General features: G+C 43.4%; 11 protein-coding genes, 4 tRNA genes and 1 pseudogene. 8 read left to right on the top strand and 8 right to left on the bottom strand.

What is annotated here, in order from left to right:
- Positions 1-150: 150 nt before the first annotated feature.
- The gene (der, locus tag DU508_RS08570) at positions 151-1,452 is read right to left on the bottom strand and encodes a ribosome biogenesis GTPase Der (RefSeq protein ID WP_115402396.1); all 1,302 of its coding nucleotides are present in this window, start codon (positions 1,450-1,452) and stop codon (positions 151-153) included.
- Between the two features lie 219 nt (positions 1,453-1,671).
- A complete protein-coding gene (gene era / locus DU508_RS08565; protein WP_115402395.1) occupies positions 1,672-2,568 on the bottom strand; it encodes a GTPase Era in 897 nt (298 codons plus the stop codon).
- A 114-nt stretch (positions 2,569-2,682) separates the two neighbouring features.
- Between era and DU508_RS08560 the strand changes: the two genes are divergently transcribed.
- Positions 2,683-2,758: transfer RNA gene (locus DU508_RS08560), tRNA-Met, on the top strand.
- A gap of 74 nt (positions 2,759-2,832) precedes the next feature.
- Positions 2,833-2,904 (top strand) — tRNA-Glu (locus DU508_RS08555).
- Here DU508_RS08555 and DU508_RS24180 read toward each other — a convergent pair.
- The gene (locus DU508_RS24180; RefSeq protein WP_262511021.1) at positions 2,867-3,721 is read right to left on the bottom strand and encodes an IS3 family transposase; all 855 of its coding nucleotides are present in this window, start codon (positions 3,719-3,721) and stop codon (positions 2,867-2,869) included. The two genes, DU508_RS08555 and DU508_RS24180, sit on opposite strands and share 38 nt — an antisense overlap.
- Positions 3,718-4,020: a transposase gene (locus DU508_RS08545; protein WP_115402394.1), complete on the bottom strand. Its 303-nt coding sequence runs from the start codon at positions 4,018-4,020 to the stop codon at positions 3,718-3,720. The genes DU508_RS24180 and DU508_RS08545 overlap by 4 nt, the downstream gene beginning before the upstream one ends.
- Positions 4,021-4,061: 41 nt before the next feature.
- Here DU508_RS08545 and DU508_RS08540 point away from each other — a divergent pair, with 41 nt between their 5' ends.
- Positions 4,062-4,349: a hypothetical protein gene (locus tag DU508_RS08540; RefSeq protein WP_115402393.1), complete on the top strand. Its 288-nt coding sequence runs from the start codon at positions 4,062-4,064 to the stop codon at positions 4,347-4,349.
- A gap of 9 nt (positions 4,350-4,358) precedes the next feature.
- Positions 4,359-5,409: pseudogene (locus DU508_RS08535) on the top strand (DUF932 domain-containing protein).
- A 225-nt stretch (positions 5,410-5,634) separates the two neighbouring features.
- Here the strand turns inward: DU508_RS08535 and DU508_RS08530 are convergent.
- Genes DU508_RS08530 through DU508_RS08520 form a run of 3 tightly spaced genes read right to left on the bottom strand, consistent with a single transcriptional unit; the run spans position 5,635 to position 9,461 of the window.
- Positions 5,635-7,332 (bottom strand): serine hydrolase domain-containing protein, encoded by a 1,698-nt coding sequence (locus DU508_RS08530; RefSeq protein WP_115402392.1) that lies wholly within the window; start codon positions 7,330-7,332, stop codon positions 5,635-5,637.
- Between the two features lie 48 nt (positions 7,333-7,380).
- A complete protein-coding gene (locus DU508_RS08525; protein ID WP_233509428.1) occupies positions 7,381-8,628 on the bottom strand; it encodes a serine hydrolase domain-containing protein in 1,248 nt (415 codons plus the stop codon).
- Positions 8,629-8,642: 14 nt separating this feature from the next.
- Entirely contained in the window at positions 8,643-9,461 is an 819-nt protein-coding gene (locus tag DU508_RS08520) for a class I SAM-dependent methyltransferase (protein WP_115402390.1), read from the bottom strand.
- 904 nt (positions 9,462-10,365) lie between these two features.
- Between DU508_RS08520 and DU508_RS08515 the strand changes: the two genes are divergently transcribed.
- From DU508_RS08515 to DU508_RS08500, 4 genes are all read left to right on the top strand, one after another.
- Positions 10,366-10,441: transfer RNA gene (locus DU508_RS08515), tRNA-Met, on the top strand.
- A gap of 75 nt (positions 10,442-10,516) precedes the next feature.
- Positions 10,517-10,588: transfer RNA gene (locus DU508_RS08510), tRNA-Glu, on the top strand.
- 324 nt (positions 10,589-10,912) lie between these two features.
- The gene (locus DU508_RS08505) at positions 10,913-11,959 is read left to right on the top strand and encodes a serine hydrolase domain-containing protein (RefSeq protein WP_115402389.1); all 1,047 of its coding nucleotides are present in this window, start codon (positions 10,913-10,915) and stop codon (positions 11,957-11,959) included.
- On the top strand, positions 11,877-13,010 hold the full coding sequence (locus DU508_RS08500; RefSeq protein ID WP_115402388.1) for a serine hydrolase domain-containing protein: 1,134 nt from the start codon (positions 11,877-11,879) through the stop codon (positions 13,008-13,010). The genes DU508_RS08505 and DU508_RS08500 overlap by 83 nt, the downstream gene beginning before the upstream one ends.
- Before the next feature lie 336 nt (positions 13,011-13,346).
- On the opposite strand, the gene DU508_RS08495 is transcribed toward DU508_RS08500, so the two are convergent.
- On the bottom strand, positions 13,347-13,760 hold the full coding sequence (locus tag DU508_RS08495) for a VOC family protein (protein ID WP_115402387.1): 414 nt from the start codon (positions 13,758-13,760) through the stop codon (positions 13,347-13,349).
- Between the last annotated feature and the right edge of the window lie 68 nt (positions 13,761-13,828).

Genomic DNA, 13,828 nt, shown 5'->3' with positions numbered 1-13,828 from the left:
CTTTCTTATTTTGTCTGAAATAAATTTGAATAGGTGCTCCTGAAAGATCAATCGTTTAACGAAGAAATGTCCCTATGCGGGAATGCAAGCCCTGTTTTTTCATCAAACACTTTGATGTTAGACCTTATATCTTCCCGAAGTCTGCCTTTCTTATTTTTGTCTGAAATAAATTTGAATAGGTGCTCCTGAAAAATCAAAATTCTCTCTCAGTTTGTTTTCGATGAAACGTTTATAAGGATCTTTAATGTACTGTGGCAAATTGCAGAAAAATGCAAACATTGGCGAAGTGGCATTAATTTGAGTGATATATTTAATTTTAATGTGTTTTCCTTTTAATGCAGGAGGTGGAAATTTCTCAATCAGTGGCAACATGACATCGTTTAATTTAGATGTAGGAATTTTCTTGCTGCGGTTTTTATAAACCTCCAAAGCCGCTTCAATTGCCTTAAAAATACGCTGCTTGTTTAATACTGAAGTAAAGATGATCGGCACATCAGTAAAAGGGCGGATACGTTCATGAATTTGCTCTTCAAAAGCTTTCATTGTTTGGGTGTTTTTTTCAATCAAATCCCATTTATTGATCAGAATCACAATACCCTTTTTATTTTTCTCCGCAAGATGGAAAATATTGATGTCCTGGCTTTCGATTCCTTCAACAGCATCAATCATTAATACAACAACATCAGCTTCTTCTAAAGCTTTGATGGTACGCATTACTGAATAAAACTCTAAATTTTCTTTAACCTTGGTTTTCTTACGTAAACCTGCCGTATCAATCAACATAAATTCATGGCCGAACTGGTTATAGTGAATTTTGATTGAATCGCGGGTTGTACCTGCGTTAGCCGTTACGATATTACGTTCTTTACCAATTAAGGCATTAACTAAAGATGATTTACCAACGTTCGGACGACCAGCAATAGTAATTTTTGGAAGTTGGTTTTCTTCTTCAGGAATATCTTCGAAATTTTTAATGATTTCATCCAGCAATTCTCCTGTTCCGGAACCAGTCATTGACGACAGTGGATAAACCTCGCCCAGGCCAAAACCATAAAAAGTATGAATCTCGTTATATAAAGCGGTATTATCTACCTTATTTGCCGCAACAAAAACAGGCTTATTGCTTCTACGCAAAACCTGAGCAATATCATCATCCAAATCGGTAATGCCTGTAGTAACATCAACCATAAAGATTAAAACACTTGCCTCTTCAATAGCAATCATTACTTGTTCCCGAATGGCAGCTTCGTAAACATCTTCTGAGTTGGCCACATAACCACCAGTATCAATTACAGTAAATTGTTTATCTGTCCACTCTCCCACTCCATAATGCCTGTCGCGGGTTACGCCACTAACATCATCTACAATGGCTTTACGACTTTCGGTTAATCGATTAAAAAGGGTGCTTTTACCTACGTTAGGCCTGCCTACGATGGCTATAATGTTACTCATGGTGTGTATTATTGATAGTTAATGTTTTATAGTTAACGGTCTCAGTGTTCAGCAATCTGCTAAACTATTTGGTTATCAACCATTGACTATCAACTACTAACCGATTTATTTCGGGCTGCAAAGGTACGGTTAATTTTTGGAACCTTTATTAATATTAATTTTTATACTTGTCCAAAATTCCTTTCACAACGGTTTTTTTGTCGTGATTAAATTTCTGAATTAATTATCGTAACCAAAACTTTTTAAATAATTCTTTTTACTTCTCCAATCGGGAATTACTTTAACGAACAGTTCTAAAAAGACCTTGCTATCTAAAAATTTCTCTATCCCTAAACGTGCTTCTGTGCCAACTTTTTTAAGCATGCTGCCACCCGTTCCAATTAAGATGTTTTTTTGCGAATCGCGTTCAACCACAATTTCTGCACTGATTCGTATCATTTGTCCTTTGCCATTTTTAAGCGCTTCTTCTTTAAAGCTTTTTACAATAACCTCCGTGCTGTATGGTATTTCTTTCTGATAATTCAGGAAAATTTTCTCACGAATGATTTCAGAAACAAAAAAACGCTCTGAGCGATCTGTCAAGTCTTCTTTGTCATAATATGGTGGGTGTTCTGGCAATAATTCCAAAACGCGATCTAAAATCCCACCCACATTATGATTGTGTAATGCTGAAATGGCATAAATTGATACAGGATTTAGTTTTTCCTGCCAATAAGCAATCTTTCCATCTACCTGCTCTTGTAACGCTTTATCTATTTTGTTAATGAGCACAATAGTTGGAATATCTTTATTTAAGATTTTCTCTAAAACATCTTCCTCATCATGTTCTTCATTAATATCGGTAACAAATAAAAGTACATCTGCATCAGTTAAAGATCCGTTCACAAAACTCATCATACTCTCTTGCAAAGAATATTTTGGTTTAATTATACCTGGAGTATCAGAAAAAACAATTTGATAATCTTCTTCATTTACAATCCCTAAAATACGATGCCTTGTGGTTTGCGCCTTTGGTGTTATAATGCTAAGCCGCTCGCCTACAAGCACATTCATTAGGGTTGATTTACCTACGTTTGGTTTACCTATTATACTAACAAAACCTGCTTTATGCGCCATTGAAATATTTTTTAAAAAAAATTTGCAGTACAAAGAAACGAATTATATCTTTGCATTCCAATTCGGAAACAGAGTTAAGGATTTAATTCAAGCGAAAAAACGAGTTGTATAAAGTGCGGGGTGGAGCAGTTGGTAGCTCGTCGGGCTCATAACCCGAAGGTCGCACGTTCGAGTCGTGTCCCCGCTACCAAGAAGTTGGGAGTTGAGAGTTTAAGTTGAGAGTTACTCCAAACTAAAGACTCCAAAGTCAAAACTCAGATTAATGGCCCGTTCGTCTAGGGGTGAGGACGCCAGATTTTCATTCTGGAAACAGGGGTTCGATTCCCCTACGGGCTACTTGATGGGAAAGGTTCATTGAATTTGAACCTTTCCCATTTTTTTTGCCTTTTAATGCGCTGTTTATCAGCAAGATAAGAACGAGCGGTTCGCTCAATCTTGCGGTTCGATGTTCTACTCCGTCAAAGCAGATATTTTCGGGGTACATAGAACCAATAATTATCCGCTTTTCTTCGATTTCGGCCTTTCCGTACCTTTCATCGATGTTTGTATAACGTTCTACGACATGGCTGGCATATTGTATCCCCCTGTCACTATGGAACATGAGTTCGCCCGATACGGGCCTGTTCCTTGTAGCCATTTCCCATGCGGCAACAACCGTAGACCCGGCACTCATGCTATTGTCCATGCTCCAGCCAACAATCTTCCGGTCGGCCAGGTTCATTATAACTGTTAGGTATGGCCATCCCTCAGCGGTCCTGATGTAGGTAATGTCGCTTACCCATTTCTGGCCAGGACCCCTTGTACTGAAATCCCCAAGGAGCAGGTTTTCATTTACCGGATAGAGGTGGTTGGAATTGGTAGTGACCCTATATTTCCGTTTCATGATACTATTTATACCGTTTCTTCCCATCAGCCTGGCTATCCGTGGAAGTGATACCCTTATGCCATCCGCATTCAGTTCTTTGGCAATGCGGGGACTTCCGTAACGCCAAAGGCTCATGGAACACACCTCCCTGAGCTTGGCCAGCAGTTCGGAGTCCTGCTGTTTCCAGAACCCTACGGGATCTTTGGCCCATTTGTGATAGGAGCTGCTGCTGATCCCAAAAAATGACGACATCTTCTCTACGGGGTAGATTGCTTTATGCTCAGCTATAAATCTGTATATCCCCCGTCTCCCCTGGAAAAGATGCCTACTGCCTTTTTTAGGATGTCACGCTCCAGTTCTGCATTCTTCAACGCCTTTTTCAACCTCCTGATCTCCTGCTGTTCCTCACTAAGCCCCGGTTTGTCCATCATCACCTTAACGCCGTTGAAATCCGGATTGTTGCGCCATTTACTTAACCTGGATGCATCCAGACCCAATTCCTGGGCAGCATTCTTTACCGAACCCTTCAATCTGGACAGCTCCACGGCCATCTTCTTGAACTCATCATCAAATACTCTGTGTTTCATATCAGTCAAATTTAAAATTACTAATTAAATCTGCTCTATAAATGTCTCCACTCAAGGTAGCAACTCCACTGCACCGCAGGAAGATACAGCGCGACAGATTGTTAGAAACCATCGACACATTAGAAGCATTTGAGGTGGCGCAAATTGATGATGCGGACGAGACCGAAGCCAATCACTTTCAGGGTTGTATCCTGACTATCGAGGACGATAACCGCAGGAAGTTTACCACCAAAAACCCGGTTATCATTCAGGCGGTGGCACAGTTTGTAAATGAAATATGTGTGAACAGGCTTACAGAAATCGAAGCGGGTATTACTATCCCTGCCTAATCATTTAGTATGAAATACGAGACCCTTTTTATTATGGTTCGTGTGGCAGTCAATGCCGACCATACCAGTATTGCCGAGATCGTGAACGAGATGGAAACACAGTCCAAACTAAGTTTAACCGACACGGCTAACATCAACATACTGGAAACGGAGATTTATTATCAAGAGTACGCAACATTAAAAATATCAATCATGGCAAACGTTAAAGAAAAAATATGGAAGGTCATTGGCAAGGACATTGACCGCAACGCAACAAGCACAGAGGCAATTTTACAGGCGGGTTTAGATTTTGAAGTAATGAAGCACCCGAATTTACACGCCCTGCCAAGTGGCAACAATATCATTTCGGACAATTCCTTTTTTACTTTCCGCACCGATACCGAAGCGGTACTGGACGACAAAATAGGCAGGGATTACGAAGTAGTACAGAATATTGATGCTTTCTCATTCTTTGATAGCATTGTAGGCGGTAAAAGTGGCATCCAATATGAAACCGCTGGCGCTTTAGGCTACGGGGAAACCATTTTTATTACCACTAAACTACCCGACCACATACGGGTAGGGAAAGACGATCTGATTGACCAGTACCTATTTTTGACCTCTACCCATGACGGGTTGGGCAGTATTACCATCGCTTTTACACCAGTGCGCATTTGGTGCGCCAACACCTTAAACGCTGCATTGAATAATTGCAGTAACCAAATTAAGATACGCCACACCGCCAGCGCAGCCGAGAAATTGAAAGGCGCAACAAAGAAACTACGAAAAGCTGAAAACGGGCAGGGAAAGTGAACTATCCAGCCATTATAACAACATGGTAAGCAGTATTTTTGATTATGCCATAACAGCAGACAGTCAGCTGGAAGCCACGACCAAAGCTACTTTGTTTGGTGCGTACAACAGCGTAACGGGATATTTTCAAAACGTGCGTAATTTCAAGGATGATGAAAGCAAGTTTAAATCCATCATGTACGGAACGGGCTTTGACCGTTCGCAGGTCGCATTTGACCTATGTACGGATTTTGCCAAGCATGATAACGAAGCCCTAAAGCTGAATTAAAAGCCGTTTATACACTTAATACCCTTCCAACCGCCAATTAACAGGCGGATGAAAGGGTATTTTGCGCGCGGCCCCTTGCGGAGCAAAAGGCCTTTCTTGCAACTTGAAGAGCGTCGGCTACTTGTGCATATTTCTTTAAAGTTCTTTAACCTGACCACTCTATCTTTGTAATGTGGAACTTACGGTTGAACAAGTATTGCAGGACCGAAGTAGGGCATTATTGCCCTACTTCGTTTGCTTCATAAAAACCATGCCCGCCGTATCTCCGGTGTTCAGCTCAAAGCCGGTAATGCCCCCTTTGTTATTGCGAACAACGCGTACATGGTTTAAAAAATCATAATCGGTGAACAAGTGATCGGTCCCAAACAGGCGTACTTTTACTGGGTCGTGGTATTTATCACTGATCGATAAGACGTCATTTTTAACCACTATGTCAAAGAATGCTCCCACCTCATCAGAAAAATACCTGCCGGCATACTCACTCAACTGCGCCCTTGACAATTGAACTTCGCTGACACGCTCCATCTCAATAGGCTTTGCCAGCACCGGTGAGATCAGCTTTGCAAGGACAACCTTTGTTTGGGGATCGGCCGAAAATTGGTATTTCACCGATGACCGTGTCTTCATGTGAAACAATCCCTGGCCTTCGGCTTCAAGTTCTACATTCCCGTTTACGTAAAGTTTCCCTGGTTTTGAATTTACCGTGATCTTGTAACCATTAGCTGCAATGTAACTTCCGCCAAATTTAACAAGCTCCGTCGAATCCTTTATCGATGCTACAGGAACATTCGGAGAAGCAGGCGTCTGAGGCTGTTTTTTTGCTGATCTGTCCGGTATCAGTAGTTCGGCCATCTGGTTGATCTCGTTATATACCTCGCCATCACCGGCATTTCCGAAAATATAAAAGCTGGTTTTAAGCTCCGGGTAGATGGCAATGATCGTACGGTAACCTGCCAGGCCGCCGTTATGCGTCAACCGCTTATAGCCCCGGTCAGTATTGACGTTGATGCCCATGGCATACGGGATGCTGGAACCGTCGTTCAACTTACCTGGTGTGGTCATCAGCGCAACATCCTTAAGCGCCCCTGCTTTGGGCTCATAAAAATTAGTCACCCATTTGGCCATATCATTTACGCTGGTAAATAGTCCGCCGTCACCAAGGGTATAGACGTTCTGACCAGCATTATGGAAGACTTCCCCGTTCTTTTCATAAGATTGCGCCCTGCCTGCGATCAGTCGCGAATGATCGTCTGCGAATGCGCTGGCTGTCATCTCCAATGGCCTGAAGATAGCTGAATCGGTATAATCCTTGAAACTCATACCGGTCACCTTCTTTACGATTTCCGCAAGCAGCACATAATTGGAATTGGAATAGGAAAACTTCTCACCGGGATTGAAGTTCAGTGTATGCTGTCTTTTCAGCATCTGTAGTGCTAATTCCTGCGTCAGCATCCCGTCGCCGCCGAGCCCATAAAACTGCGCCAGCCCGATATCATCCCGAAGGCCGCTGGTATGGTTGACCAAGTTTCTGACAGTGATCTTTTTGCCAAAGTTGCCCATCCATGGCAGATACGTATGCATATCCTCATCCAGCTTTATTTTACCTTCACCGGCTAATAAAGCTATGGCGTATCCTGCAAACTGTTTGGAAACGGAGCACATGTAAAAAATCGTGGCAGGCGTATTGGGAGTTTTGTTCTCTAGGTCGGCCAGTCCGAAACCCTTGGCATAGACCAGTTGGTCACCCCGGACCACGCCAGCCGCACAGCCAGGCGCATCATCTTTATTCCATCGGGCAAAAAGCAGATCGAGTTTGGAGATTAGGCTATTCGGTAACGATTGAGCCGATCCGGTAGTTGGCAATGAAAGTGAGCCAAAGGATAGAACAACGGCCAGCACTATATAAGAAAGTTTTTTATTCATAAGTCAAAATCTAAAGCTATTATAATTAAAAGTAGTTGCCGGAGCATTTTATTTCGCCTGAACATTGTAAGGTGTAAAGCGGTCCCATTCCCAGGGGGTAAACGTGTCGCCGATCAGTTTTTCCAAAAGCTCCTTAAAGATCCTTTCGCCGTTACCGCTGTTGCACATGATCACGATGCCCGTTTTCTTGTCCGGAAAACTGATCGTGTAGTTGCGCCAGCAGTCATCATGCCCCCCCTTGAAGAATGCAGGGCCGTAGGGCGTTTTGATCACGCCCCATCCTAAACCGTATGATAAGTTGATCTTATCGTCCCGGTGCGTGGTCTCCTCCAGCATGGTTGGAAACTCATAAATGGAATTAATGCGCACCTGCGGCCTGATCATTTCGCGGAAAGTAGTACGGCTGAGCCCCTTACCGCTTAATACATAAGTGATGAACCGGGAAAAGTCGCTGATGGTGGTCAACATTGAACCTGCTCCGACCGCACTGCCAGACCGTACCTTGCCGCCCGGCTTCCCCTCCTTGTCGTAACCGGTTGCAGCGTTAGCATCAAAGGCGCTTTGCCAGATGTAGCTGGTGCGCTGCATGCCAGCAGGTGCAAACACTTCCTCGCGCGCCAGCGTTTCCAGGTCTTTACCGAGGTACACCTGTTCTATGCGTTGCAGCAGTTTAAATCCTTCTCCGGAATAAGCGTAGCGGCTACCCGGCTCAAAGTATAAACGGTTCCTCAGCGTGGTATCGCGCATCCCGGTCGTAACATTCATCCACCAAACGTTGGGCAGTCCCGTGGTATGGTTTAGGCACATGCGCGGCGTGATCTTTTTCCAGCGCTCATCCTTTTCCAGTTCTTCATAGTTGCCGTACTCATGCAGGGGCTTTTTCAGATATTCAACCAGGGGTTTGTCCAGGTCGATCAGGCCTTTTTGAACTAAACGCATGTTGATGTAAGCGAACACCGCTTTGCTGAAAGAGGCGGCATACATGATCGTATTGGTATCCAGCATAGTGCCCTGTGCCTTATCCTTGAAACCGTAAGCCTTCTGGTAAACAAGGTTATTGTTATTGATAATGGCCAGCTGTAGGCCGTCTACTTTCGCAGCGCGCATTAACCGGCTTACAATCGTGTCAATCCCATCGGTAGCTATCTGCGTATCATCCAGGCGCTGGACCGGTGCACGGTTCTGACCGAAGACGGTTAAATTGGTCAGTAAGACTATAAATAAGAGGTATGATCTCATCAGTGTGGGTTGTTGTTTTGTATACATAAGTCGTTGCATGATCAGGTATTGTGACATTTCAGGGTTATTATTTAGTTGGTTTTTATTTGGGCTGCCAGCAGGATGTGCGGACTAAAGCACAGAAGGTCATTGTCTTTCTCCGTCATTTCCACCAGTTCCAATAGGTGCTGCCGCTTGCCTTGATCAGCCCAACTTTCAAAGAACCGGCCATCGAGCCAGGCGATACCTTCAACAGGCAACAGGTCGAGCGGGAAAAAGCCGGCGTGCTCAAATTCAGAGGTCAACACGGACGGGCGATGATAAAAGGCCGCAGGCAACATGCCAGGAAAGCCCGGAGGTGGCTGATGGACCCCGGTCAGTAACTCCGCTTTGCACATGGCCGAAATGCCCGGATGGTGGATCAGGTTGCTTTGCAGCGATGCGATCAGGGATGCGGAATGGGTAATGGCAAATCCCAGCAGGACACCGTTACTTTTCAATACTCGGCGGGCCTCCTGCAGCGCGGCAATACGGTCAACCTGCTGTTGCAAATGATATAATGGGCCATGCAGGATTACCAGGTTCTGGCTTTTATCCGGCAAAGGCAGATGGCGCGCTTCTGCTTGCAGGCATTGAAAAGGTTTTCCTGGCTGCGCGGACCGTTGTTTTGCCTGGTTGATGTGCTTTTTTACAGGGTCGATAAGCGTAACCCGATGGCCGAGATCGGCCAGCCACTTAGCATAATGGCCTGGGCCGCCGCCTATGTCTGCAATGCTATAGGAGTCGTTGAGATAGCGGTTAATTAGTATTTTGTTTCGTTCAAATTCCAGGGGGCCAAGGCCGGTTGAGAGTCTGTTCTCTTCTTGCGACCTTGTATAAAAGGTGTTGATCGAAGGATCGATGGTAAGCATATTGTTTCATTAAAATAAAGTCATGAGTTATTTGGCCGGCTTTACAAGCAAACCGGAAAGATGCGCGGAGCGCGCTGAACGATATTTAGGAAACAATTGTAATGAGACGAAGTTAAGCGTTTGACTTCGAATTCAGAAATGTCCCGGCAATCTTTTGAACTATTGAATAACTGTGTTATCATTCAAGCGGAGGCGAAGTTCATTAACAAAACGTGCGTCGACCGTTTGGCAGAAATTGAAGAGGGTATTTCCCCCTGCTGTCTAACCACTTTACACTGTTCCATTCGGCAAGGGGAATAATAATGAAAGTGTATTTAGTCTGAAATACTAAATGCTTTATATTGTAGTTCATGTGGCAGTCATGCCGACCACACCAGTGAAGCGGAAATAGTAAACGCAGTAAAAACTAATCTGAAATGAGTTTGACCAATACCGTACCTGATCATTAACGAAACTTCTATATCTATGTCAGATTTCCAAATGATATCGAAATTGATGAGGTAAACCAGTCCATCTATTGGTTAAACAAACTTTGAAACGGAGTTGTAATGCGCGCAATCATTCATTACTTACCAGCTAAACGTTTCAGGTTTTTGATAAAATGGTTCGAGATCTTTCCCCTACGGGCTACACTAATAACAAAAAGTTGATTTAAAGCGATACCGCTGACGATCAACTTTTTTTCGTTTAACGGTATCGTTTGGTATCTTGGCTGTAATGGGTTTGTTTCCCTATATCTCCTCCCTTTTGAAATACCAATAAAAAATCATCAACAAAAAAAATAATCAGCTACAAATCAAGCAGATAATTGAAATATTCGATAAAAGCTAGTAACGACTTTTGAAAACTAAAAATATTATATACCTTTGCACTCCTTCAAACGGAGTATTGAAGTAACATAGAGTGCGGGGTGGAGCAGTTGGTAGCTCGTCGGGCTCATAACCCGAAGGTCGCACGTTCGAGTCGTGTCCCCGCTACCAAGAAGTTAGGAGTTGAGAGTTTTAAGTTGAGAGTTATTCCAAACTAAAGACTCCAAAGTCAAAACTCAGATTAATGGCCCGTTCGTCTAGGGGTGAGGACGCCAGATTTTCATTCTGGAAACAGGGGTTCGATTCCCCTACGGGCTACGATCCCGCTTTACAATGAGTAAAGCGGGATTTTTGTTTTTAAGAGAAAACTCAATTTGTCTCAGAACTATTTAAAGACAGATTTGGAAAGTCCCGTAGGGAATGGCTACAGGCGGAAGGCATTCCTAAAAACAAAGTTCTCTTTGAGCATACGGTTGGGGAAGAAACAGCGTGAATATTTTTACCGAAGATACATCGAAGTGCTAACAGGTTTCTTACCTTGGTTAAAATGAAAAATTATTTCAATTAGCCCCGCAACCTTTTGTTCTTAAATTTCGTCCTAATACCAAACGTCCATTATTAAATTGTTTAAGTCAGCCTATCATGAAATCACCCATGCTTTTCTTTTTGCTGTTCTGTGGGCATTTTTACATCATTGCACCGGGTCATGCACAGTCAGTCCAGCTTGATTCCACAATACTTGCCATGATGGCAGAAAACAAGGTACCATGTGTTGGCCTTGCGGTCATACGCAACGGACAGCTCCATTCGGTAAAAGTATATGGCGAGCTTGCCAAAGGAATTAAAGCGCCCAAAAATGCAGTGTTTAACGTAGCTTCTATGACAAAGCCCGTAGTGGCTATGCTGGTACTGAGGCTTGCCAATACGAACAAGTGGAACCTTGACGAGCCTTTGTCCAATTATTTTACAGATCCGGATGTGAGGGATGATCCTCGGAGCAAAAACCTGACCACCCGTCATGTACTTACCCATCAATCTGGTTTTGTAAACTGGCGGTGGCTGCATCCGTCGAAGAAATTAACCTTCGATGCTGATCCCGGAACAAGATTCGGCTATTCTGGCGAGGGCTTCGAGTACCTCAGAAAAGCACTTGAGAAAAAATTTAACAAACCATTAACCCGTTTGGTGCAGGAAGAAATCTTTGGCCCTCTTCACATGACCGACTCCCGGTTGACATGGGATGCTTCGCTTGAAAGCAGATATGCCCAAAACCATGATGGCGATGGAAAGGCAAGTTATGAAACCGTCAAAGCAACAACAGCAAACGCAGCAGATGATCTATTAACCACCGCAAAAGACTATGCTTTATTCTGTATAGCAGTTGTGAAAGGTTTCGGACTAAAAAAAGAAATTTATGCAGATATGGTAAATCCGCAAGTGCTCATGCGCAAAAACATGTTTATGGGACTTGGATGGCAGGTAATCCCAGGGCTTCCGGGCGGCGGATACGTTCTTGGGCACGATGGAGGCGATGAGGGGGTAAATACCATCGCTTTGTTCAATCCCTCTGCCAAAGATGGCATTGTTATACTAACCAATAGCGATAATGGCTTCGCTATCGCACCGGCCATTGTTAGCCAGAGCATGCTTAACGGAAAACAGATTGTTGAAAAGATCATGGGCCAATAAAGTAATTGTGATGATGAAAATCCTGATTTGCTTAACAGTTTGCTTTTTTCTTTCAACAGGAACCAATGCACAAGATCTGAAGGCTGATCTCGATACGCTGGTTAACGGTTTCTACAACCGGCAACAGTTTAGTGGAAGCATACTCGTAGCAAGGAAAGGAACAGTACTGTTGCACAAGGCAGTGGGATACCGTAATGTTGAACAAAAATTATGGAACGATACCAACACGGTCCATCAGATTGCATCGATAACAAAAACCTTCACTGCACAACTGGTGCTTAAGCTGCACGAAAAGGGAAAACTTAATATCAATGATCCTCTGAACCGGTACTTTCCAGACTATCCTAATGGGGAAAAAATCAGGCTTACCCACTTATTGTCACACACATCGGGTATTTTCGATTATACCAAAGATACGCTGTTCATGAACCATGAGATCAGGCACCCTTCCACGCGTGGTCAGTTACTCGCCCTGTTCCGCAATAAGCCATTGCTCTTTGAGCCGGGGTCAAAATACAGTTATTGCAGTTCCGGATATGTACTTTTGGGACTGATCATCGAAAAGGTCACAGGACTAAGTTACGACAGGGCGATTCGAAAACACATTACCCGGCCATTGCGAATGCATGCAACCGGATTTGACTTCAAGAACAGCCGAAATCCCAAAAAAGCCACGGGTTATGTAGATTTTCCAAAAGAAGGCAGCCAGGCAGCACCAATTGTAGATGCAACAGCATCGTTTTCAGCTGGCTCCATGTTTTCTACCACGCCAGACCTCTACCGCTATTGCCGGGCGCTTAACCAATACCAGCTCGTAAAGCAGTCCTTGCAACAACAAGCCCAGACTCCTGTTTTCCGTTTTGGGTATGGATGGGTAATAGATCAGATTGGGGGTAAAAAAAGGATCTTTCACGATGGCGGGATAGATGGGGCAACGTGTATCGTTAATCGCATACCTGATGATGAGATCTGCATCATTATCCTGAACAATTACGAAAGCCCTTTTATTTACGAAATGTCCAGAGCAATTATTGATTTGCTGCATCAATAACAGACAGGAGGTACTCAACTGGCAGTATGTCTGCCAGAGAAAATTAATTATATCAACTAACAGAACATAATCATATAAGTTTATTCGGTGTTAAATTTATTTTCCTTTTCTTACCGGGACATTATGACAATTTTTTACATCTAACATTGCAAACACATCTTCAAAAAGTCCAACATCTCTTCCTTTCTTTATAAGGAAACAACCTGTTACGGCTGTTTCCTTTTTTTGCCCATATATGGCCCAAAATGTTAAAATCTGGTCAATTCCAGCCTGACATTTACTAAAAAAGCTCGACTTCTAACTATTTCATGGCCATCATCTTTATTCAGGGCAATTTTATCCCTGGTGCTCAGGAACTCCATTTGGATCCATCCATACAAATTCCCAATGGTGGCCATCCAGGTCTTCAAAACTGTGTTGATACATAAAGCCGTAATCGGTGGCTGGATTAGGTATTGTGGCTCCTGCTGCCTGTGCTTTGTCTACCATTTCATTAACCGCATCTTTGCTGTCGGCAGATAAGGCAATGGAGCACTCCACTGCTTTGTGGGCATCTACAATTTCTTTTTTGGTAAAAGTCTGGAAGAAAGATACAGTGAGCAGCATTACATAAATGGTATCGCTAATGATCATGCAGGTTGCTTTCTCGTCAGTGAATTGAGGGTTAAAAGTATAACCCAGTTTGGTAAAAAACGCTACAGATCTGTCGAGGTCTTTAACCGGAAGGTTCACAAAAATTTGAGTTGCCATAATTGTTTTCTGATTTAGTTTATTCAAAGGTACAGTAATGCCACACACATGTAAACCTGCAAAAACGA

The sequence above is a fragment of the Pedobacter chinensis genome, from assembly GCF_003339865.1.
In the GTDB taxonomy this organism is placed as follows: domain Bacteria; phylum Bacteroidota; class Bacteroidia; order Sphingobacteriales; family Sphingobacteriaceae; genus Pedobacter; species Pedobacter chinensis.
Note: the sequence above shows the minus strand (reverse complement) of the source record. Positions and strands in the feature narration are given on the sequence as shown.

Excerpts from the sequence above, each read along its gene's own strand:
- DU508_RS08530 (WP_115402392.1), bottom strand. The coding sequence starts at position 7,332 with ATGAATAAAAAACTTTCTTATATAGTGCTGGCCGTTGTTCTATCCTTT.
- DU508_RS08525 (WP_233509428.1), bottom strand. The coding sequence starts at position 8,628 with ATGTCACAATACCTGATCATGCAACGACTTATGTATACAAAACAACAA.
- DU508_RS08520 (WP_115402390.1), bottom strand. The coding sequence starts at position 9,461 with ATGCTTACCATCGATCCTTCGATCAACACCTTTTATACAAGGTCGCAA.
- era (WP_115402395.1), bottom strand. The coding sequence starts at position 2,568 with ATGGCGCATAAAGCAGGTTTTGTTAGTATAATAGGTAAACCAAACGTA.
- DU508_RS08540 (WP_115402393.1), top strand. The coding sequence starts at position 4,062 with ATGTCTCCACTCAAGGTAGCAACTCCACTGCACCGCAGGAAGATACAG.
- DU508_RS08505 (WP_115402389.1), top strand. The coding sequence starts at position 10,913 with ATGAAATCACCCATGCTTTTCTTTTTGCTGTTCTGTGGGCATTTTTAC.
- der (WP_115402396.1), bottom strand. The coding sequence starts at position 1,452 with ATGAGTAACATTATAGCCATCGTAGGCAGGCCTAACGTAGGTAAAAGC.
- DU508_RS08495 (WP_115402387.1), bottom strand. The coding sequence starts at position 13,760 with ATGGCAACTCAAATTTTTGTGAACCTTCCGGTTAAAGACCTCGACAGA.
- DU508_RS08545 (WP_115402394.1), bottom strand. The coding sequence starts at position 4,020 with ATGAAACACAGAGTATTTGATGATGAGTTCAAGAAGATGGCCGTGGAG.
- DU508_RS08500 (WP_115402388.1), top strand. The coding sequence starts at position 11,877 with ATGGCTTCGCTATCGCACCGGCCATTGTTAGCCAGAGCATGCTTAACG.